Origin of the sequence: Mesorhizobium sp. M0408, from assembly GCF_040321495.1 — a bacterium.
Classification (GTDB): Bacteria; Pseudomonadota; Alphaproteobacteria; order Rhizobiales; family Rhizobiaceae; genus Mesorhizobium.
Window position 1 is genome coordinate 169,265 of record NZ_JAMYRO010000013.1, and the last position, 20,533, is coordinate 189,797.

Sequence of the window (20,533 nt, forward strand, 5' to 3'; positions counted from 1 at the left end):
GCCTCACTCCGAAATCAAGGTCCGGGTCAGCGGATGGTCTGGATCGGCCAAACCGTCGATGATGTTGAAATGATGCCGGTCAGGCTCGACCACCGAGCTGGTCGCGGTACCCAGGCCGATCCAGATGTTGGCCAGCAACGCGCTCTGACGCAGGAATTCGGCGCGCTCGCCGCCGCCGGCCCAGCAGGTCAGGCGGGCCTTGTCCATCGGGCGCAGCAGCACCGGACTTTCGGCCTGCGCCTCGGCCTCATCGATCGCCAGCGTCTCGTTCATGCCGGTGCGCATGATCGGGCGCAAATCGTGCACCCCCGAGATCGACACCACGTGACGAACGCGCCGGACCACTTCGGGCGCCAGCGGCGTCGTCGCCGTAACCATCCGGCTAACAAGATGGCCGCCGGCCGAGTGTCCGGTCAGCATCAGCGGCCCTGGAACCATCGCCGCCGCCTTGCCGATCGCCGCGCCGACTTCCTTGACGATGCCGCCAATGCGTATCTGCGGACAGAGCGTGTAGGACGGCATCGCCACCGCATAGCCGCGATCAACAGGGCCAGTGGCAAGATGCGACCAGAAACTCTTGTCGAATGCCATCCAGTAGCCGCCATGAACGAACACCACGAGTCCCTTGGGCTTGATGGCCGGCAGGAAAAGATCGAGCCGGTTGCGTGGGTTGTCGCCATAGGCCATGTCGAGCCGCGCCCTGCCCTCGGTCGAAAGCACGTCGCGGAAAACCCGCGCGGGCTCGATCCAGGCCGCCGGCCAGCGATCGCTGCCGGCTATGTTGGCGCCGTTGGCATAGGCGTTGTCCCAATCGGCAATGTGACGTTCGAACACCCTGCGCCCTCCCTGGCAATATAGCCTTGCAACGTAGCCGTGAGCATCGCGCGGCGCGTCGTCGCCAGCCTCACGATTCCAGCTCTCGCATCAATCTCAAGTGACAGCCGCCTTGATGGCGAAGCGCGCTTCCTTCCACGCACCGGTGCGCAGGATGTCCTCAAGCACTTCGACGGCCTGCCAGACATCGGCATAGCCGACATAGAGCGGGGTGAAGCCGAAGCGCATGGTCGATGGCGCGCGAAAATCGCCGATCACGCCACGTTCGATCAGCGCGCGCATGACCTGGTAGCCATGCTCATGCATGAATGAAATCTGGCTGCCGCGTTTTTCCCCATCGCGCGTGCTTTCGAGCGTGAGCCCGTAAGTGCCGCACTTTGCCTCGACAAGCTCGATGAACAGATCCGCCAGTGCGATGCTCTTCTTGCGCACCGCCGTCATGTCGACATCGTTCCAGATGTCGAGCGCGCCCTTCAGCGTGCGCATCGACAGGACCGGCTGCGTGCCGCACAGAAACCGGCGGATGCCGGTGCCGGCCGCATAGCCTGGCTCGAAGGCGAAGGGCCGTGCATGGCCCCACCAGCCGGTGAGCGGCTGCTGGATGTCGGAAAGATGCCGCTCAGCCGCATAGATGAAGGCAGGCGCGCCCGGGCCGCCATTCAGATATTTGTAGGTGCAGCCAACGGCAAAATCGGCGTTTGCCTTGTCGAGTTCGACTGGCATCGCGCCGGCGGTGTGGCAGAGATCCCAGACGATCATCGCCCCGGCTTCCTGAGCCCTGCGCGTCAGCGCCGGCATGTCGCGCAGTTCGCCCGACTTATAGTTGACGTGGTTGACCAGCACCACGGCGGTGCGTTCGTCGATCAGCTCTTCGATGGTCGGCGCGTCGACCCCCGAGAGGCGCAGCAGCGTATCTTTTCGCGTCGAAACCACACCCTCGGCCATGTAGAGGTCCGTCGGAAAACTATCGCCCTCGGCGACGATGACCTGCCGCTCCGGTCGCATGGCCATGGCGGCGTGCAGCAGCTTGTAGATGTTGACCGATGTCGTGTCGCAGACCACCGTCTGGCCGGCCGCGGCACCGATCAGGCGCCCGAGCTGGTCGCCAAGTTCAAGCGGCATGTTGAACCAGCCGGCCGTGTTCCATGCGCGGATGAGATCATGCGACCATTCTTCGGTCGCGGCCTTGTGCAGTTCATCGAAAGCGGCACGTGAAGCAGCTCCTAGCGAATTGCCGTCGAGATAGATCACTCCTTGCGGCAACACAAAGCGGTCGCGCATCGCGCGCAACGGATCCGCGGCATCCATCGCCTTTATGGCCACGAGATCGGGAATTCCTGTCATGATTTGTCTGCTCCCCCAAGATCCAACGCAACGCCGGACACGCATCGACTGTTCTTCCATTACCTGGTTGCGCGCAGCAAGGCTCCACCGGCGAGAAGCAGCCTGACCAGGCGGTGGAAACCGGGACTTAACCCGAGGTTGGCGTTTTGAATTCGTTTCGTTCACGGTGCATTGACCAAACCGCACAGTCGATACGGGTTCAATTCCGTGCCTTTTGCCGACCGACGGCCGATGCCAGTGCCGCCTTCTAGGAGGCCAGAAGGGCGCAAACGAAAGCAGAATCAAGGCGATGAGGCTCGCGGCGGTGAAAATGCGGTACGCCGGTAGGGGACGTCGTTTGTTTCCCGAGCCTTAACGCATTCATTAAACTTTAAACAGTTGCGGAACACAACTGGAACAGATAGTGTTTGTTCTGGGTTTGTTTTTCTGATTCTGTTGGGGGTCGCTATGCTGACACGCAAACAACACGAACTGCTTATGTTCATCCACGAAAGGTTGAAGGAAAGCGGTATCCCGCCTTCATTCGACGAGATGAAGGAAGCGCTCGATCTGGCTTCCAAATCCGGAATCCACCGGCTGATTACGGCGCTGGAGGAGCGCGGCTTCATTCGCCGTTTGCCCAACCGGGCCCGTGCGCTGGAGGTGCTACGCCTGCCTGACTCGATCGCCCCCGGCCTCAATGCGGCACGCAAGTTCTCGCCGAGTGTCATCCAGGGCAGCCTTGGGCAAGGCGCCCCTCGGCAGGGCAAGCCGACATCGTCGCGTGTCCCTGCAGCCGGCAATGACGACGATGTCGTCGCCGCCGTTTCGATCCCGGTAATGGGCCGCATCGCGGCCGGTGTGCCGATCGATGCCATCCAGCACCAGACGCATTCGATTTCGGTGCCGCCGGATATGATCATGGGCGGCGAGCATTATGCGCTCGAGGTCAAAGGCGATTCGATGATCGAGGCTGGCATTTTCGACGGCGACACGGTGATCATCCGCAATGCCGATACGGCGAGCCCCGGTGAGATCGTGGTGGCACTGGTCGACGAGGAGGAAGCGACGCTGAAGCGGTTCCGCCGCAAGGGCGCCTCGATCGCCCTGGAAGCCGCCAATCCGGCCTACGAGACGCGCATCTTCGGACCAGACAGGGTCAAGGTGCAGGGCAAGCTCGTCGGACTGATCCGCCGCTACTGAGCTCCGCCCTTGGCGCCGGCTTTGGGGTTGTCGGCCCTGCGGTATGGCGGCAGGCCCCGTGCCGCGCGTGAAAATTTCCGCTGCACGTGCCAGGGCCGGTATGATTTTTCGACGGCGAAGCGGATCTCGGCGCGTGTTGCCGCTTGTGGATCGAAATAGACGGCGGCACTTCCCGCGCGCGCCAGTTGCCGTTTGGTGACGACGAGGACCAGCCGGTCGTAGTAGCAGGGGTTATGGGCGGTGGCGTCGTCGATGACGATCAAGCTGGCAAAGGCGCAGGCTGGCCGCGCAGTATCGCGGTCCTTGGCTTGCGCGATGATCGCGCCGGATGGATGCATGGCAAGGCAGAGGCCGTCCGTGCAAATGAACGGCATGCCCGGCGGTAGGTCGGCCGGATCGGCAATGTCGAATTGCGGGTCGTTCTTTCCAGGCGTTTCCGGCGCGACGATGGCCTCTGATGTGAGCGCGCGTTTCCAGTTGTCGATGGTGAACTCATTCGGGCGTGCCCGGTTGACCGCGAGTTCACCGCTGCCGATCGGCAGCGCGACCAGCCGCGCGTCCTCCGAGACCAATACGTCGGGTATGCGTGTCTGCGTTGTCGTCAGCAAGCCGGCGAGCGCAAAAGGAAGTGCCGCCAGCCGCAACCAGGTCGTCGCCATGCTGGCAATGACGAGGGCGATCGTCACCAGAAGGACGGATCTCAGCGAAATCAGCCCGACCGCATCGATCGGCGAGCGCTCCGAGATCCACCCGGACAGGGCGATCATCGCCGTCAGCCCCTTGCCCATGACATAGAGGAAAGGGCCATCCGCACCGAACGGCATCGCCAGCGCGCTGAGAACGGCGAAGGGCATGACGACCAGTGAGACGATGGGCATGATGGCCAGATTGGCGAACAGGCTGAGCGGCGCCACGCGCTGGAAATGCCATATGGCGAAAAGCGCCGTGGCGCTCCCTGCAATGATCGAGGTCATCGCCAGACCGCACATGCCCAACAGGACCTTTCGAGTGGCAAAGCGTAGCGGCGACCGCCGCGGTGGCGGCGTGGTGGCCCTGCCGGCGCGGTAATCGGACCAGCCTGCATAGGCGCCGACAAGGGCCGCCGTCGCGGCGAAGGACATCTGGAAACTCGGACCGACCACCTCGTGCGGCGACACCAGGATGACCGCGATGGCCGAGATCGCCAGGTTGCGCATGGTGAGCGCGGCCCGGTCGAACAGCACGGCGATAAGCATCACCGCCAGCATGATGAAGCTGCGTTCGGCCGCAACGACAATGCCGGAAAAGACGAGGTAGGCCGCAATCGAAAAAAGCGCGGCGGCCGCGGCATATTTCTTGACCGGCCGTCGCGATGAGAAATCGGGAAACAGCGCAAAGGCACCCCGCAGCAGCGCCATGATGGTGCCGGCGACCAACGCCATATGCAGCCCCGAGATGGAGATGATGTGGTAGATGCCGGTGCGCCGCATCGCTTCGTTGATCTCCTCGGGAATGCCGGCGCGCACGCCGACGATCAGCGCAGCAGCAATCTCGCCCTCGGCACCGCCGATGCGGCTGCGGATATGGTCGGCGATCGATTCGCGCGCGTCTTCGATCGCGGAAGAAAGCTGCGCGGCAAGCGGCATGCTGCCCGACGACACGACTTTCGGATTGCCGAGAAAAAAGCCGCTGCCGCCGATACCGGCGAAATAGCTGTCGAAGGAGAAATCATAGCTGTCGGGCCGCACCGGGCCGGTCGGCGGCAGCAGCCGCACATAGCCGGTGATCTCGGAACCGGCGGTCAGCTCAGCCGGTATCTTCATCGCCGAAACGCGGACCCGTTCCGGCATGTAGCGCAGTGTCGGCCTGGCCGTTGAGATCACATCGATTGTCAGCCTGATGCGGCCGCTCGCCATGGGCTCGTACGATACGACGCGACCCGTCAGCCGCGTCGAGATTTCGGAGCCGAGCATATGCGTTCCGACACGCCATGTCTCGAACTTGGCGGCAAGTACGCCAAGCGCGCAGAGCAGCGCCACCATGAAGCACAGGCGCGTCCTGGGCCATGACCGCGAGACGACGGCACAAAGGGCCGCGAGGAGCGCGATTGCGATCGGCTGTGGAAAGGCCGGCTCCACCGACAGCCCGAAATATACGACCACCCCGCATGCGAGGAACACCGGCACCAGCAGGAAGGCGATGCCGCGGTCGAGTTCCAGGCCGGCTGCCGAGGTTACGCTGTTGCGGATACGGGACGGTGACGGGAGGCGGAAACGCCTGGGCAGGCGTACGATGGGCTCGCCCGCGGGCACGAGAACCGTTGCTGGGTCGCTGGCCGGCAGCGACGGAGCATCGAAGCGCGGAGCGGGTAGCAATGCCGGTGCCGGCAGGACAGGCGGGGGTGCGGCAAACAGCAAGCGTTCGCTGACGCCGCTGCCAACGTCCTCGCCCTCGCCCGCACCACGGCCTCGCACAGCCATCGGGTCTGCCCCTTGCGCCCTCGACCTCCTATGCTACATGAACGCGCAACGCGCGAAAGTCCGCAAACCCACTTCCTTCGCCCGCCTGAGAGTTCCATGCCCGATAAGGTCGTCACCCGTTTTGCCCCCTCGCCCACCGGCTATCTGCACATTGGCGGCGCGCGCACGGCGCTGTTCAACTGGCTGTATGCCAAGCACACAGGCGGCACGATGCTGCTGCGCATCGAGGACACCGACCGCGAGCGCTCCACCGATGCGGCAAGCGCGGCCATTCTCGACGGGCTTTCCTGGCTTGGCCTGACATGGGACGGCGAGCCGGTGTCGCAGTTCGAGCGTGCGCCGCGCCATCGCGAGGTGGCCGAGGAACTCGTTCGTATGGGCAAGGCCTATTATTGTTATGCGACGCCTGCCGAGCTAGAGGCAATGCGCGAGAGCGCACGCGCCAAGGGGCTGCCTCCCCGCTATGATGGACGCTGGCGCGACCGCGACCCGTCGGAGGCGCCGCCCGGCGCCAAGGGGGCGATCCGCATCAAGGCGCCGACAGACGGCGAGACGGTGGTGCATGACCGCGTCCAGGGCGACGTGCGCTTTCCCAACAAGGATCTCGACGATTTCATTATTCTGCGCTCGGACGGCAATCCCACCTACATGCATGCCGTCGTCGTCGACGATCACGACATGGGCATCACCCACATCATCCGCGGCGACGATCATTTGACCAACGCCGCACGCCAGACCGTAATCTATCAGGCCATGGGCTGGGAGGTGCCGTCGATGTCGCATATCCCGCTGATCCACGGTGCCGACGGCGCCAAGCTGTCGAAGCGGCACGGTGCGCTTGGCGTCGAAGCCTATCGCGCCATGGGCTACCTGCCGGAGGCGCTGCTCAACTATCTGGCGAGGCTTGGCTGGAGCCACGGCGACGATGAGATCATGTCGATCGCCGACATGATTGCATGGTTCGACATTGGCGACGTCAACAAGGGCGCCGCCCGTTTCGACTTCGCCAAGCTCGAGGCGCTTAACGGCGTGCATATGCGCCGGATGAACGACGCGGCGCTGCTCGACATCTTCATCGCCACTCTGCCCTATCTTGAAGGCGGCCCGGCAATCGCGGCGCGCCTCGACGACAGACGCAGGGCGCAACTGCTTGCCGCTTTGCCGGGCCTGAAGGAGCGCGCCAAGACGCTGGTCGAACTTGTTGAAGGGGCTGCATTCCTTTTCGTCGAGCGGCCGCTGCCGGTCGACGAGAAGGCGGCGGCGCTGCTCAGCGGTGAGGCGCGCGCGATCCTGCGGGGCGCTCATGCGGCACTAGCCACGGTTTCGGAGTGGTCTGCCGCCTCAGCCGAAGCCGCGATCCGCGACTATGCGCAGGCCGCCGGCCATAAACTCGGCGCCGTGGCCCAACCTTTGCGCGCCGCGCTCACCGGCAAAAGTACCTCGCCAGGTGTCTTCGATGTGCTGGCCGTGCTTGGCCGCGAGGAAAGCCTGGCGCGGATCGCTGATCAAATCGATTAGCAAACTGGCCCAAGAAGATTGGCATTGAAAGGTGTGTTTCGCAGTGCAACATTGGGTCTTGGCCTAATCTGCCGCGCAGATTTAATTGCGGGCGCAAATGTGCGTATTCCGATGTTTTTGACGTGTTGGGTTCAGATATTTTGCCTTTGCCGGCCTGAGGAAACAAAAAGGAGTTTGCTATGACCGAACCTGCGACAAAAATGGAATTTGGCGGCAAAACCCAGGCATCGACGGCCAAACTGGAACTCGGCGGCAAAATCCATGAATTCAAGATACGAAGTGGTTCGGTAGGACCTGACGTCATCGACATCGGTTCGCTCTACAACACCGCCGGCGTCTTTACCTACGATCCCGGTTTTACGTCGACGGCGAGCTGCGAATCGGAAATCACCTTCATCGATGGCGATGCCGGCATTCTTTTGCACCGCGGCTACCCGATCGACCAATTGGCCGAGCACGGCGACTTCCTCGAAGTCTGCTATCTCTTGCTCTATGGTGAACTCCCGACCAAGGCGCAGAAGGACGATTTCGACTACCGGGTGACGCGCCACACCATGGTGCATGAGCAGATGTCGCGCTTTTTCACCGGCTTCCGCCGTGATGCGCATCCGATGGCGGTGATGTGCGGCGTGGTCGGCGCGCTGTCGGCCTTCTATCACGATTCCACCGATATCTCGGACCCCTATCAACGCATGGTCGCGTCAATGCGGCTGATCGCCAAGATGCCGACGATCGCGGCGATGGCCTATAAATACCACATCGGCCAGCCATTCATTTACCCGAAGAACGAGCTGAATTTCGCAGCCAATTTCCTGCATATGTGCTTCGCCGTGCCTTGCGAGGAATACAAGATCAATCCGGTGCTGGCCCGCGCGATGGAGCGCATCTTCATCCTGCACGCCGATCACGAACAGAACGCCTCGACTTCGACCGTCCGCCTGGCCGGCTCGTCGGGCGCCAATCCTTTTGCCTGTATCGCTGCCGGCATCGCCTGCCTGTGGGGTCCCGCACATGGCGGCGCCAACGAGGCAGCCCTGAACATGCTGGGCGAGATCGGTCATGTCGATCACATCCCGGAATTCATTGCGCGCGCCAAGGATAAGAACGATCCGTTCCGATTGATGGGATTTGGCCACCGCGTTTACAAGAATTACGATCCGCGCGCCAAGATCATGCAGAAGACCGCGCACGAGGTCCTGGGCGAGCTCGGCATCAAGGACGATCCACTGCTCGACATCGCCATGGAGCTGGAAAGGATCGCACTGACCGATTCCTATTTCATCGAGAAGAAGCTCTATCCGAACGTCGATTTCTATTCCGGCATCACGCTGAAGGCGCTGGGCTTTCCCACCACCATGTTCACCGTGCTGTTCGCGGTCGCCCGCACCGTCGGCTGGATCGCGCAGTGGAAGGAGATGATCGAGGACCCGCACCAGAAGATCGGTCGCCCGCGCCAGCTCTATACCGGCGCGCCGGAACGGGACTACGTGCCAATCGCGAAGCGGTGAAGGTGGTGAATGGTGAATGGTGAATGGTGAATGGTGAATGGGAGTAGCGAAGCGTCGCTCCCTGTCCATAGAAACCACTATTCACAATTCACTATTCACAATTCACTCACTTCCTCACCATCCCCATCACCACACCCGCGGCTATCTCGCCTGACGGCTCGTCGGTTGCCATACGCCTGGCGATTTCGGCAAAACCGTCCTTCTGCCAGGTGCGGTAGGCGGTATCGGAGAACAGCGCTTCCAACTGCCGCGCCAGATAATGCGGCCGCACATATTGATTGTAGTGTTCCGGCACAACCGGCCGGTCGGCAATGAGATTGGGCAAGGCTGCGCTCCATACTTTGATCAGCGGCTGCGCCATGCGCATGACCGGATCGAGCCGGTAGCAGGAGATCATCGGCACACTCGCCAGTGCCAGTTCCAGCGATACTGTCCCCGATGCGATCAGCGCCGCATCGGCCTTGCCGAAGGCCTGCCATTTGCGTTCGGCATCGAGTATGATCTCCGGCTTCTCGTCCCAGCTCGCGACCGAGGTCCTGACCAGGTCGGCGACGTGCGGCACCGTCGGCAACAGCAGGCGCAAGCGGTGCCCGCGCGCCCGCAGGATCGACACCGTCTCGCCGAACGGCCCGACCATGCGTCGCACCTCACCACGACGCGAACCAGGCAGTACAAGCAACGTTTTGACGTGATCTGCGGACAGGTCACGCGGCTGCGCCTGCGCCCTGGCGGCACTGATTATGCCCGGATCGTGTGCAAGGCGATGCCCGACATAGGTGCCGGGCGGCCCGCCCAGGCGAGCGAGTTCCTTCACCTCGAACGGCAGGACGCAAAGAATGTGATCGACATATGGCTTCATCGCCGCCGCCCTGCCCGGCCGCCACGCCCACACGCTCGGGCAGACATAGTGGACGATCGGGATAGTCGGATCGGCGGCACGCACCTTCTTGGCGACGCGCAGCGAGAAATCCGGACTGTCGATGGTGATAAGGCAATCGGGCTTTTCACCGGCAATCGCGTTTGCCGTGTGGCCGATCCGCCGCATCAGGCGCGGCAGGTCGCGCAGGATGGCGCTAAGCCCCATCAGTGCGATCACGCTGCCGTCGAACAATGGCGCCAGGCCGAGCGCCTGCAAATGGCGGCCGCCGATGCCGACAAGCCGAACTTCGCGCCCGGTCATGCGCTTGAGCGCCTGCACAAGGTCGGCGCCAAGTAGGTCGCCGGACTCCTCGCCGGCGACGACGGCTATCTTCAACGGCCGCTCATTCGCCATGCGCCGGCTCCGCAGGCAGGCCAATCACGAACAGGCCGAGCGCATTGGCACGTCCGATGGTGGCGGGACCTTCGAGCACCAGCGAGCGACCGGCTTCGACGGCAATGCCGGCCAGTCCGGCGGCATGCGCCGCCTCGACGGTCAGCGGGCCGATGGAGGGCAGATCGGCACGCAGTTCCTGACCGGGCTTGGCGCATTTGACCAGAACACCGCGGCTCCCGCCGGCCAGCCTGCCGTGCCCGCGCAACTCCCTTGTCCGCTCGAGCAGCCCGTCGGTGCCTTCGACGCCTTCCAACGCAATGGCGCGGCCGCCGACCGCAACAGCCGCTTGGCCGATATCCAGCGCGCCGATGGCTTTTGCCGCCGCGTGCGCCGCCTTGATGTCGCGCCAGTCGGATCTGCGTGGCGCCGCCTTGGTCAGCAGGCCTTCGGCGGCGACCAGCTCCGGCACGATCTCGTCAGCGCCGACGACCTTGATGCCGCTGCGCTCGATCCTGCGCACGAACAGTTTCAGCACCGTATCGTCCCCCCGGGTTACACCGACGAAGAGGCTGGGTAGCCACGCGAGCAGGCCCAAATTGAGGCGCATGGCGCTCAACCTGGGGCGGCGCGTGATATGACCCGCGGTTACGAGATGCGTAACGTGATGCCGCTTAAGGATCGGCAGCAGCGAGCCGACGTCTTCCAGCCTCAAGGTTGCCTGCTCATAGGGCTCGAAATCGGCTATGCGATCGACCTCGCCGGCCGCCATCACGACGAAGGGCAATTTGCCTTGCCGGGCGAGCGCTCGGGCAATTTCGACCGGGAGACTGCCGCCGCCGGCGATGATGCCGACCTTGGCATCTGGCGCGAGATCAAGGCCCTTTCCGGCAGCCTCAATCTTCGTCATCTGCCCTCAGTCTTCATCATCGGTATCGTCGCCGTCGCTACCCTTGAGCGACGGCACGGCGTAGTGCCGCTTGCCGCGACCGGCGATGAAGTCGACGATCTTCATGGCAGTCGGCGACGAGGCGAATTCCGCCTTGGCGAATTCGATGTTCTCGCCGACGGTCCGGGAGCGATCGAAGATCGTCTTGTAGGCTTTGCGCAGCAAGTGGATCTCCGAACGCGGCAGGCCGGCGCGCTTCAGGCCAATGATGTTGAGGCCGCGAAGGCTGGCACGGTTGCCAACGGCGATGGCGTAAGGAATGACGTCGCCGACGATCGCCGAGCAACCGCCGAGAAAGGCGTTATCGCCGATGCGGACAAACTGATGAACCGCGGTAAGGCCGCCGATGTAGACATTGTCACCGACTTCGCAATGCCCGCCTAACGTCGCTTGATTGGCGAAGGTGGCGTTCTTGCCGACCACGCAGTCATGGGCAATATGGGCATAGGCAAGGAAATTGCCGTTGTTGCCGATCGTCGTCTCGCCGCGGCTGGAATCGGTGCCGACATGCATGGTGACACCTTCGCGGATCGTGCAGTTCTCGCCGATCACCAGCGTGGTACGGCCGCCCTTGTGCTTGGTGTTCTGCGGCGGCCCGCCCAGTATCGCCATCGGATAGACCTTGGTCGATGCACCGATGGTGGTCGCGCCAATCACCGAGACATGGCTGACCAGTTCGACGCGGTCGCCGATCACGGTGTCGGGGCCGACGTGACAGAAGGGCCCGATGCGGGCGCCTTCGCCGATTTGGGCGCCTGCCTCGATGACCGAGGATGGATGGATGACTGTCTGGATTTTCATTAGCATTCGTTTGTCAGCCGCTTGCGACCATCATCGCCGATATCTCGGCTTCCGCCGCCTTGGCGCCATCGACGAGGGCCTCGCAAGCGAATTTGAGAAGATTGCCGCGTTTCTTGATTTTCTTCACATGAATTTTCAGCTGGTCGCCTGGAACGACCGGCTTGCGGAACTTGGCATTGTCGATGGTCAGGAAATAAACCAGCGACGGCTTTTCCGTACCAAGGCTGCGGATGCAGATGGCGCCGGCCGTCTGCGCCATCGCCTCGATGATCAGCACGCCGGGCATGACCGGCTGGTCGGGGAAATGACCTTGGAAATGCGGCTCGTTTATGGTGACGTTCTTGATGCCGATGGCGGATTCGTCGCCATCTATGTCGACAATACGGTCGATCATCAAGAACGGATAGCGGTGCGGCAGGAGCTTCATCAGCCGCATTATGTCAACCGCTTCGAGCGTCGCCGCTGCGATGTCAGCCATTTCCCCCCTCACCCTGTTTGCGCGTCCGTGCAAGTCTGCGCAAGGCCGCTATCTCGCGCATGGCTTCCGCCATCGGCTGCGCCGGATATCCTCCCCAAATCTCACCGGCAGGCACATTGCTCATAAACCCGCTTCTTGCCGCAAGCTTGGCCCCGGACCCGATGGTCAAATGATCCGCAAGGCCGACACCGCCACCCATGGTGACGTTGTCGCCTACCGTCACGGAACCGGAAATACCCGAAAGCCCGGCTATTATGCAATTGCGGCCGATGCGAACGTTGTGCGCGATCTGCACCAGATTGTCGATCTTGGTGCCCTGGCCGATGATCGTGTCGGACATGGCGCCGCGATCGACGGTCGTATTCGACCCGATCTCGACGTCGTCCTGGATGATGACGCGGCCGATCTGCGGAACCCGCTCCGGACCCTTGGCGCCGGCCACGAAACCGAAGCCATCCTGGCCGATCCTGGCACCGCCATGGATGATGACGCGATTGCCAATCAACGCATATTGCACGCTGGCACCTGGACCGACATAGCCGTCGCGGCCAATCTGCGAAGACGGACCGATGACCGCATGCGGGGCAATGACGGTCCCGCTGCCGATGGCAGCGCGAGGTCCGATGATCGCACCCGCTTCGATGATCGCGCCGGCCTCGACATGGGCGGTCGCATCGATATGGGCATGCGGCGAGATACCGGTTTCGCCGGTCATCGGTCCAGGCGTTGCAGCCGCCGGAAAAAGCAGACGCCCGACCATTGCGAAGGCCTGCTGCGGGCGCGGATGCACCAGCACCGCGATGCCCGCCGGCGCCTTGCCGGCAAATTCGGCAGGGCAGAGAACCGCCGCCGCCCGCAGTGACTGCATCAGGGCGAAATTGCGCCTGCCATCGACGAAGACAAGGGCGTTCTCGCCGCCTTCGTTGGCGGGCGCCAGAGCCTCGATCGATACATCGGAGAGACCGGAATCAACAAGCGTCGAGCCAGTCAGATTCGCGACTTCGCCGGCCGTATACCGGCGTGAGGGCGCGAAGAACACCGGATCGGTCATTCCAGAAGCAATATCCAGCTAGCGCATGACCCGAAAATCGGAAATCGACCCTCGGAAAGGATCATGCGCAAATCAAAGTGCTACACCGTCCTTTGCGCGTCCGATAGGACGCGCTGCGCTGTAGTGTCGGATCACTGCCATCCGGATCCAAACGAGCCGGAAGCATCATTGCCCGCACATCAGAAGCGGGTCGATATGCCGAAGTTGAATTCCTGCACGTCGTCGGTCTTTTCCTTCTTGACCGGGATCGCATAGTCGATGCGGATCGGGCCGAAAGGCGATGCCCACATCAAACCGACACCGACGGAAGCGCGCCATTCCATGCCGGTTGTCGAAGAATTGACAAGGCCACTTGCGATTTTGCTGCCGTAGAGCGTTGCCGCATCGGCGAACACAGCGCCACGCAAACCGAAGCTTTCGGGGATGACCGGCAGCGGGAACTGCGCTTCCGCCGAGGCATTGAAGTAGGTGGTGCCGCCGAGATGGTCATTGCTGTTGTCCGAAGCAACCGGGCCGATGCCGCCATATTCGAAACCGCGGATCATACGGTCGCTGCTCTGGAAATGGTCGAAGACGCGCAGATCGCCGTTGCCATAGCCTTGGACATGGCCGGCGCCGCCCGAAATGAGGCCCACCAGGTCCAATTGTTCGGACAGCGTCTGATAAATGCTGCCGCGCGCCGTGACCTTGATGAATTTGGCATCGCCGCCGAGGCCGGCCACTTCGGTGCCGACATTGGCATAAATGCCATCATGCGGGTTCTTCATGTCGTCGATCGTATTGTAGATCAGGCCGAGACTGACCGAAGACTTGAGCCATGGGCTCTCGTTAACGCCGTTTTGGATCGCCTGGGACACGTCGCAACCGGCCGATGGGTCGCAGCCCTCGTCGAACTCGTACTTCTCTTGCGCAATATTATAAGCGAGTTGCGTCGAGATATTGTCTGTGATCGGCAGGCCGAAGCGAACGGTCGCGCCTGTCGTGTCGCTGTCGTAATGGTCGTAGTTTCGGCTCTGTTTGTAGATGTCGAAGCCGGCCGCGATGCGGCGTCCGAGGAAATAGGGTTCGGTGAAAGAGAAGCTGTAGTCGCGCGAGTTCTTGCCACCGCCCGCCGCCACCTTGATGAATTGGCCTCGACCGAGGAAGTTGCGCTCACTGATGGAGCCTTCGACGGACGGACCTGACGTTTCACCGCCGCTCGAATAACCGGCGCCGACCGTGAACTCACCGGTCGATTTCTCGACCACATCCACCACCAGCACAACCTGGTCCGGCTCAGAACCCGGAACAGTGGAAATTTCGACTTTTTCAAAATAATCGAGCGCTTCCAGCCGCCTCTTCGCGCGCTGGATGAGCACCTGATTGAAAGCATCGCCTTCGCTGACATCGAACTCGCGGCGAATGACGTAGTCGCGCGTCCGATCGTTGCCGCGAATCTCGATGCGCTCGATATAGGCCTTGGTCCCCTGATCGACCGTATAGACGACCGAGATCGTGTGGTTCTCGAAGTTGCGGTCGCCGCGCGGCGTCACCTGGGCGAAGGCATAGCCGGATCCAGCGACCTTTTCGGTCAAGGCGATGATCGTGTCCTCGACGTTCTTGGCGTTGTAGACATCGCCCTTGTGGGTCTCGACCACCGATTCAAGCGACTTGGCGTCGACCTCGGGGATCGTGCTTTCGACGCTGACATCCCCGAACGTATAACGCTCGCCCTCCTGCACCGTGATGGTGACGGTGTATTTGTTGGTTGTGTCGTCGAGTTCGCCGACAGCCGAGACGACCTGGAAGTCGGCATAGCCGTGATTATAATAGAAGCGGCGCAGCAGCTCCTGGTCGGCGCGCAGCTTGTCCTCGTCATAAACATCGTCGCGCAGCACGAACGACAGGAAGGACGAGCGCTTGGTGGAGATGATGTCCGACAGACGGCGGCTCGAATAGGCGCTGTTGCCGACGAAATTGATCGCGGCGATCTGGGTGCGGCCGCCTTCGTTGATGTTGAAGACCACGTTTACCCGGTTGTCGCCGAGATCCATGATCTGGGTGGTCACGGCGGCATCGTCGCGGCCGATACGCCGGTATGCGGCCTTGACCGCCTCGACATCGGCATCGAGCTGCTGTTGCGAGAAGGTGCCGCGCGGCTTCAATTGCACCGCGGCCTCAAGCGCGTTGTCCTTGAGCTTCTTGTTGCCCTGGAACAGCACCTGGTTGACGACCTGGTATTCGGACACCTTGATGACCAGCGTCGATCCGACCTGGTTGATCTGCACATCCGAAAACAGCCCGGTGCCAAACAGCGCCTTGACCGCATCGTCGATATCCGAACTGGAAAACGCCTTGCCGGGCTTGATCGTCACGTAATTGCGGATGGTGTCCGCGTCGACACGCTGATTGCCGGTGACTTCGACTCTGGAGACGACAGCCGCCTCGGCGGCCGATGTGGCAACGAACTGCACTGCGAGCGCGCCTGGTACAACCAGAGCGGCGGACATAGCCACCGCGGACGCGGCGCTCAGAAACTTGGATGCTGCCTTCATCGGGCTTTTGTACCTTTTCTCGAAGTCCCCACGGCGAGAAAACCGGACGTGCGGTAATTTCCCCTACCGTATTAACCGGATTTTCCCTACACGCAAGGCTTCTGGTTAATTTGTATTTACTTAACCCTGCGGCGTGGCTTTCGCGTCACGCATATCCCCACGCATGGTAAACGGCGTCTCAACATTGCTCGTGCCGAAGCCAAATTCCTTCATGATTTCAGCACCCAAACAGATCGTTCCAGAAAACAAAGCCCATGAACCCGAGCACCAATATGAGGCCGCTTCGGTAAGCCATTTCCATCATGCGTTCGGACACCGGCCGCCGGATGACAGCCTCCACGCCGTAGAACAGAAGATGCCCTCCGTCGAGGGGGGGAATCGGCAAAAGGTTGAGAATCCCTATCCCGACTGACAGGAATGCAACAAGCTGCACGAGCCATTCAAAGCCGAGCTTTGCCGCCTGACCCGACATCTTGGCGATCTTGATGGGGCCGCCCAGCTGGCACTTGTCCTCGCGGCCGACAACGAAACGTTGCAGGAACTGGCCGGTACGCTGGATGACGTGTCCGGTTTCCTGGACCGCTGCCCCGACCGCCCCGGCCGGACTATAGGTGATCAGCCGTGGCTGGCCGAGTTCCTTGTTGTTGACGACGCCGATCACGGCCACCTGGACCTTATTGCCCAGTGCGTCTTGTTGTTCCATCAAGCGCGGCGTCGCCGTGACGGTGATTTCCTTGCCGGCGCGTAGCATGACGAAGGTGATGCTGTCGCCGGCGCGGCCAGAGACCAGACGCTGGACGTCGGCAAAGGTCTCGACCTTGCTGCCGTCGACGCTGACGAATCGGTCGCCGGGCATGATGCCGGCCGCGGCGGCCGGACTGCCGACGGTGACCTCAGCCACCATCGGCTCCAGCACGGGCCGGCCATGGACGGAAAACAGCACGGCAAAGACGGCGATCGTCAGCAGGAAGTTGAACAGCGGCCCCGCCGCGACGGTCGCCGCCCGCTTCCAGATCGGCTGCGTGTGGAAGGCAACCTTGCGTTCTTCGTCGCTCAGCGCCTCGATCTCCTCCGAGCTGGGCTGGCTCGACGTCGCGTTCATGTCGCCGACGAACTTGACGTAGCCGCCGAGCGGTATGGCGCAAAGCTTCCAGCGCGTGCCGCGGCTATCGTTGAAGCCGATGATCTCTGGGCCGAAACCGATCGAAAAGGCTTTTGCGCCGATACCGCACCAACGCCCGACGAGGTAATGGCCCATTTCGTGGACAAAAACGACCACGGTCAGCACGAACAGGAAAGGCACCAGCGTGCCGAGGACAAAGCCCTCTGTGCTGAAAACCGCGTGAAAAATCTCGTTCAATTCATGCCCTCAAATTCATCCACGGCACAGATCACGCCGCGACTGTGACATCAATCCAGGCGAATCCATGACGCAGCCCCGCGCCGGCCCACCGACGATGCCGTTCAAACCGGAAACAGCCCCTGTGCCGGATGGTCGGCGGTCGCGGAAATCCAGCCGATGACGTATAGGGCGAAAGCCGCCGCGACAAGCCCATCTACCCGATCCATGATGCCGCCATGGCCGGGTATCAGCGTGCCGGAATCTTTACGGCCGTGGCGTCGCTTGACCCATGATTCGAACAGGTCGCCGGCCTGCGCGACAATCGAAAGCACCAGTGCGACCACGCCAAGCACGACGAGGTTGCCCGTTCCGGCTACGGCGGCCAGAAGCAGCCCGGCCACTACGCCGCCGACCACCCCACCGAGCGCCCCGCTCCGCGTCTTGCCCGGCGAGATCGACGGCGCCAGCCTTGGACCACCGATGGAGCGGCCGACGAAATAGGCAAAGATATCGGTCGCCCAAACCACGGCGAATAGGAACAGAATGGCCAGCAGCCCTGAATGGTCGCCGTCACGCAAGAAGGCCAGCGACAAGCCGGACACGGCCGCATAGGCAAGGCCGGATGCTTCCCACGGTCCTGCCCTGCGCATGGAAGAAGCGACGGCAGTGACAGCAACCAGAGCCGCGACGAGCGGCAGCAGCAAAGACGCAGGCAGGCCGGCGACGAGGGCACCAATAAAGACCACGATCAGCGCCTCGGGCAGAAAGCCGAGACCTGCCGTAGCACCAGCACCTGCCGGGGCAACGGGGCGGCTCATCCGCGTCCACTCGTAGAAGATGACCGCCGCCGTGGCAGCGCAAAGCAACCGGAAGGACAGTCCGCCGAGCCAGGTCAGGGCAAGCGTGACGATGGCAAGCACGACGGCCGAAATGACCCGGAGTTGGAGGTTGCTCATTCCTCAGCCTGAGGCGACATCTTGGGCGGCAAGTCCGCCGAAGCGGCGCTCGCGGCCGGCGAAATCGCGCAGTGCATCGGACAGGTGCTCGCGACTGAAGTCGGGCCAGTAGCAAGGCAGGAAAACGAGTTCGCTATAGGCGGCCTGCCATAACAGGAAGTTGGACAGCCGAAGCTCGCCGCTGGTGCGGATGACCAGTTCCGGGTCCGGAATGCCCTCTGTATCGAGCGAGCTGGCAAAGGAATCGGCCGTGATCGCCTCGCTCTCGATCTCACCGCGCGCCACCGCCGCTGCGAGCTTGCGCGCGGTGCGCACGATCTCGTCGCGCCCGCCGTAATTGAAGGCAATGACCAGTGTCAGCGCCTCGTTGCTGAGAGTGAGCGTTTCGGCTTCCTCGAGCAGCCCCCTTATGTCGGGCTGCAGCCCTGCCCTGTCACCGATGACCCTGATCCGCACCCCACTCTGGTGCAGCTCGGCAAGGTCACGTCGGATGAAAAGCTTCAGCAGGCCCATGAGGTCGCTGACTTCGGATTTCGGCCGTGACCAGTTTTCCGACGAAAAAGCGTAGACGGTCAGGAAGGAGATGCCTAGGCCGGGGGCGGCGCGCACTGTCTTGCGCAGCGCCTCGACGCCGGCGCGGTGACCGGCCAGCCGCGGCAAGCCGCGCGCCTTGGCCCAGCGTCCGTTTCCGTCCATGATGATCGCGACATGCGCGGGCGTTGCCATATTCTCGCTTCCGGGCCAGGCGTGGCCAGACCCTAGACCTGCATGATTTCCGCTTCCTTGTCGGAAAGCAGGTGGTCGATGGTGCTGATTGTCTCGTCGGTCAGTTTCTGAACCTGGTCGGCCCGTTTGCGATGGTCGTCCTCACTGATGTCGCCGTCCTTTTCCGCCTTTTTCAGAAAGTCCATGCCGTCCCGGCGAACGTGGCGTGCGGCGACGCGGGCATTCTCGGCATAACCGTGCGAGATCTTGACCAGCTCCTTGCGGCGCTGTTCGTTGAGCTCGGGCAGCGGAATCCTGAGATTGGTACCGTCGACGATAGGATTGAAGCCGAGATTGGCTTCACGGATGGCGCGGTCGACTGCGCTGACCATCGACTTGTCCCAGACCGAAACCGAAATCATGCGCGGTTCCGGCACCGACACTGTTGCCACCTGGTTGATCGGCATGGTGGTGCCATAGGCCTGCACCTGGACGGCATCGAGCAGGTTGCTCGACGCGCGGCCGGTGCGCAGCGAAGCCAGATCATGCTTGAACGCGGCGATCGCCCCGTCCATGCGCCGTTTGAGATCGTCGTACTCGCCACTCATCATCGTCTCCTCGACCCGTTAACCCGGGTTCACTGCTTAGGCCCTGTTCGAGCCTCATCCGCAACCGGTCCCTTTCGGGTTCATGGTCCGGTCAATCGTCTGCGACAACCGTGCAACGGCCGCCGCCCCTCAGGATATCGCCGAAGCCACCCTTCTCGTGGATCGAATAGACGATTATCGGAATGTTGTTTTCGCGCGCAAGTGCAATCGCCGCCGTATCCATGATCGAAAGCCCGCGTTTGATGACTTCGTCATGGCTGATCCGCTCGAAACGTGTCGCATGCGGGTCCTTCTTGGGATCAGCCGAATAGACACCATCGACCTGGGTGCCCTTGAACAGAGCATCGGCGCCGATCTCGGCGGCGCGAAGGGCCGCAGCCGAATCGGTGGTGAAGAACGGATTGCCGGTGCCGCCGGCGAAGATGACGACCTTGCCCTGGTTCATGTAGGCGGTCGCCTGACGCTGCGAAAAACTTTCGCAAAGCTCGGGCATGGCGATCGCCGACAGCACCACGGCGTCGACGCCGATCTTGTTGAGCGAGGTGCGCAGCGCCAGCGAATTGATAACCGTGGCAAGCATGCCCATATGGTCGCCGGTGACGCGGTCTCCGCCTTTTGACGCAACCGCGACGCCACGGAAGATGTTGCCGCCGCCTATGACGACACCGACTTCGATGCCCAATGCGCGGGCCTCGGCGATGTCGGCGGCGATGCGGTCGACCACCGATACGTCGATGCCGAAATGCTGCTCGCCCATCAACGCTTCGCCCGACGCTTTCAGCAAGACACGTCGGTAGAGGGGCTTCACCGTCATCTGGTCCTCGTCATCGTGCGTGTGACGCGTTTCGGTGCGCCCCGAAACACTGGGCGTTCCGATACACGAAGGGGGCCCCCCTGTGACCCCGCGCCCCCGGCGGGAAATTTTTATAGTGGGCCCGGGTAGGCGGCAGCTGCAGTGTCTTTTTAACAAAAGAACCAGGCGCCCCAAATTAGGGGGTTGTTGTGAGGGGGG

At 62.3% G+C, this 20,533-nt stretch carries 17 protein-coding genes; 3 read left to right on the forward strand and 14 right to left on the reverse strand.

Annotation, left to right across the window (positions count from 1 at the left end):
• Positions 1–3: 3 nt before the first annotated feature.
• Complete coding sequence (locus NKI67_RS17505) at positions 4–834, reverse strand: hormone-sensitive lipase (RefSeq protein WP_352568687.1); 831 nt, start codon at positions 832–834, stop codon at positions 4–6.
• A gap of 96 nt (positions 835–930) precedes the next feature.
• Positions 931–2,178 carry a kynureninase gene (gene kynU, locus NKI67_RS17510; protein ID WP_352568688.1) on the reverse strand — a complete coding sequence of 416 codons (1,248 nt, stop codon included), beginning with the start codon at positions 2,176–2,178 and terminating at the stop codon, positions 931–933.
• A 447-nt stretch (positions 2,179–2,625) separates the two neighbouring features.
• On the opposite strand from kynU, the gene lexA reads away from it, so the two are divergent.
• The gene (gene lexA, locus NKI67_RS17515; protein ID WP_023674949.1) at positions 2,626–3,360 is read left to right on the forward strand and encodes a transcriptional repressor LexA; all 735 of its coding nucleotides are present in this window, start codon (positions 2,626–2,628) and stop codon (positions 3,358–3,360) included.
• Here the strand turns inward: lexA and NKI67_RS17520 are convergent.
• Complete coding sequence (locus NKI67_RS17520; RefSeq protein WP_352646139.1) at positions 3,354–5,819, reverse strand: ComEC/Rec2 family competence protein; 2,466 nt, start codon at positions 5,817–5,819, stop codon at positions 3,354–3,356. The genes lexA and NKI67_RS17520 overlap by 7 nt on opposite strands.
• Before the next feature lie 96 nt (positions 5,820–5,915).
• On the opposite strand from NKI67_RS17520, the gene gltX reads away from it, so the two are divergent.
• Both gltX and gltA read left to right on the forward strand, forming a co-directional pair.
• On the forward strand, positions 5,916–7,337 hold the full coding sequence (gene gltX, locus NKI67_RS17525; RefSeq protein WP_352646141.1) for a glutamate--tRNA ligase: 1,422 nt from the start codon (positions 5,916–5,918) through the stop codon (positions 7,335–7,337).
• 179 nt (positions 7,338–7,516) lie between these two features.
• Positions 7,517–8,845 carry a citrate synthase gene (gene gltA, locus NKI67_RS17530; protein ID WP_352568691.1) on the forward strand — a complete coding sequence of 443 codons (1,329 nt, stop codon included), beginning with the start codon at positions 7,517–7,519 and terminating at the stop codon, positions 8,843–8,845.
• 106 nt (positions 8,846–8,951) lie between these two features.
• On the opposite strand, the gene lpxB is transcribed toward gltA, so the two are convergent.
• The 11 genes from lpxB to pyrH form a co-directional block, all read right to left on the reverse strand.
• Entirely contained in the window at positions 8,952–10,118 is a 1,167-nt protein-coding gene (gene lpxB, locus NKI67_RS17535; RefSeq protein ID WP_352646143.1) for a lipid-A-disaccharide synthase, read from the reverse strand.
• Positions 10,108–11,007 carry an LpxI family protein gene (locus NKI67_RS17540; protein ID WP_023674944.1) on the reverse strand — a complete coding sequence of 300 codons (900 nt, stop codon included), beginning with the start codon at positions 11,005–11,007 and terminating at the stop codon, positions 10,108–10,110. Before NKI67_RS17540 ends, lpxB begins: the two co-directional genes overlap by 11 nt.
• Positions 11,008–11,013: 6 nt before the next feature.
• Positions 11,014–11,847 (reverse strand): acyl-ACP--UDP-N-acetylglucosamine O-acyltransferase, encoded by an 834-nt coding sequence (gene lpxA, locus NKI67_RS17545; protein ID WP_023674943.1) that lies wholly within the window; start codon positions 11,845–11,847, stop codon positions 11,014–11,016.
• 13 nt (positions 11,848–11,860) lie between these two features.
• Positions 11,861–12,325, reverse strand: coding sequence for a 3-hydroxyacyl-ACP dehydratase FabZ (gene fabZ / locus NKI67_RS17550; protein WP_023674942.1), 465 nt, complete (start codon positions 12,323–12,325; stop codon positions 11,861–11,863).
• On the reverse strand, positions 12,318–13,376 hold the full coding sequence (lpxD, locus tag NKI67_RS17555) for a UDP-3-O-(3-hydroxymyristoyl)glucosamine N-acyltransferase (RefSeq protein WP_352448823.1): 1,059 nt from the start codon (positions 13,374–13,376) through the stop codon (positions 12,318–12,320). Before lpxD ends, fabZ begins: the two co-directional genes overlap by 8 nt.
• A gap of 179 nt (positions 13,377–13,555) precedes the next feature.
• Entirely contained in the window at positions 13,556–15,910 is a 2,355-nt protein-coding gene (gene bamA / locus NKI67_RS17560; RefSeq protein ID WP_023674940.1) for an outer membrane protein assembly factor BamA, read from the reverse strand.
• A 217-nt stretch (positions 15,911–16,127) separates the two neighbouring features.
• On the reverse strand, positions 16,128–17,270 hold the full coding sequence (gene rseP, locus NKI67_RS17565) for an RIP metalloprotease RseP (protein WP_352646146.1): 1,143 nt from the start codon (positions 17,268–17,270) through the stop codon (positions 16,128–16,130).
• A gap of 104 nt (positions 17,271–17,374) precedes the next feature.
• Positions 17,375–18,208, reverse strand: coding sequence for a phosphatidate cytidylyltransferase (locus NKI67_RS17570; protein WP_023674937.1), 834 nt, complete (start codon positions 18,206–18,208; stop codon positions 17,375–17,377).
• A gap of 3 nt (positions 18,209–18,211) precedes the next feature.
• Positions 18,212–18,934, reverse strand: coding sequence for an isoprenyl transferase (locus NKI67_RS17575; RefSeq protein ID WP_023674936.1), 723 nt, complete (start codon positions 18,932–18,934; stop codon positions 18,212–18,214).
• A 32-nt stretch (positions 18,935–18,966) separates the two neighbouring features.
• Positions 18,967–19,521 carry a ribosome recycling factor gene (frr, locus tag NKI67_RS17580; protein ID WP_084640965.1) on the reverse strand — a complete coding sequence of 185 codons (555 nt, stop codon included), beginning with the start codon at positions 19,519–19,521 and terminating at the stop codon, positions 18,967–18,969.
• A gap of 91 nt (positions 19,522–19,612) precedes the next feature.
• Positions 19,613–20,335: a UMP kinase gene (gene pyrH / locus NKI67_RS17585; RefSeq protein ID WP_023674934.1), complete on the reverse strand. Its 723-nt coding sequence runs from the start codon at positions 20,333–20,335 to the stop codon at positions 19,613–19,615.
• Between the last annotated feature and the right edge of the window lie 198 nt (positions 20,336–20,533).

What these genes read in the sequence shown, in the direction of transcription:
- kynU (WP_352568688.1), bottom strand. Translation starts at nt 2,178, where the DNA reads ATGACAGGAATTCCCGATCTCGTGGCCATAAAGGCGATGGATGCCGCG.
- lexA (WP_023674949.1), top strand. Translation starts at nt 2,626, where the DNA reads ATGCTGACACGCAAACAACACGAACTGCTTATGTTCATCCACGAAAGG.
- NKI67_RS17520 (WP_352646139.1), bottom strand. Translation starts at nt 5,819, where the DNA reads ATGGCTGTGCGAGGCCGTGGTGCGGGCGAGGGCGAGGACGTTGGCAGC.
- gltX (WP_352646141.1), top strand. Translation starts at nt 5,916, where the DNA reads ATGCCCGATAAGGTCGTCACCCGTTTTGCCCCCTCGCCCACCGGCTAT.
- gltA (WP_352568691.1), top strand. Translation starts at nt 7,517, where the DNA reads ATGACCGAACCTGCGACAAAAATGGAATTTGGCGGCAAAACCCAGGCA.
- lpxB (WP_352646143.1), bottom strand. Translation starts at nt 10,118, where the DNA reads ATGGCGAATGAGCGGCCGTTGAAGATAGCCGTCGTCGCCGGCGAGGAG.
- NKI67_RS17540 (WP_023674944.1), bottom strand. Translation starts at nt 11,007, where the DNA reads ATGACGAAGATTGAGGCTGCCGGAAAGGGCCTTGATCTCGCGCCAGAT.
- lpxA (WP_023674943.1), bottom strand. Translation starts at nt 11,847, where the DNA reads ATGAAAATCCAGACAGTCATCCATCCATCCTCGGTCATCGAGGCAGGC.
- fabZ (WP_023674942.1), bottom strand. Translation starts at nt 12,325, where the DNA reads ATGGCTGACATCGCAGCGGCGACGCTCGAAGCGGTTGACATAATGCGG.
- lpxD (WP_352448823.1), bottom strand. Translation starts at nt 13,376, where the DNA reads ATGACCGATCCGGTGTTCTTCGCGCCCTCACGCCGGTATACGGCCGGC.
- bamA (WP_023674940.1), bottom strand. Translation starts at nt 15,910, where the DNA reads ATGAAGGCAGCATCCAAGTTTCTGAGCGCCGCGTCCGCGGTGGCTATG.
- NKI67_RS17570 (WP_023674937.1), bottom strand. Translation starts at nt 18,208, where the DNA reads ATGAGCAACCTCCAACTCCGGGTCATTTCGGCCGTCGTGCTTGCCATC.
- NKI67_RS17575 (WP_023674936.1), bottom strand. Translation starts at nt 18,934, where the DNA reads ATGGCAACGCCCGCGCATGTCGCGATCATCATGGACGGAAACGGACGC.
- frr (WP_084640965.1), bottom strand. Translation starts at nt 19,521, where the DNA reads ATGAGTGGCGAGTACGACGATCTCAAACGGCGCATGGACGGGGCGATC.
- pyrH (WP_023674934.1), bottom strand. Translation starts at nt 20,335, where the DNA reads ATGACGGTGAAGCCCCTCTACCGACGTGTCTTGCTGAAAGCGTCGGGC.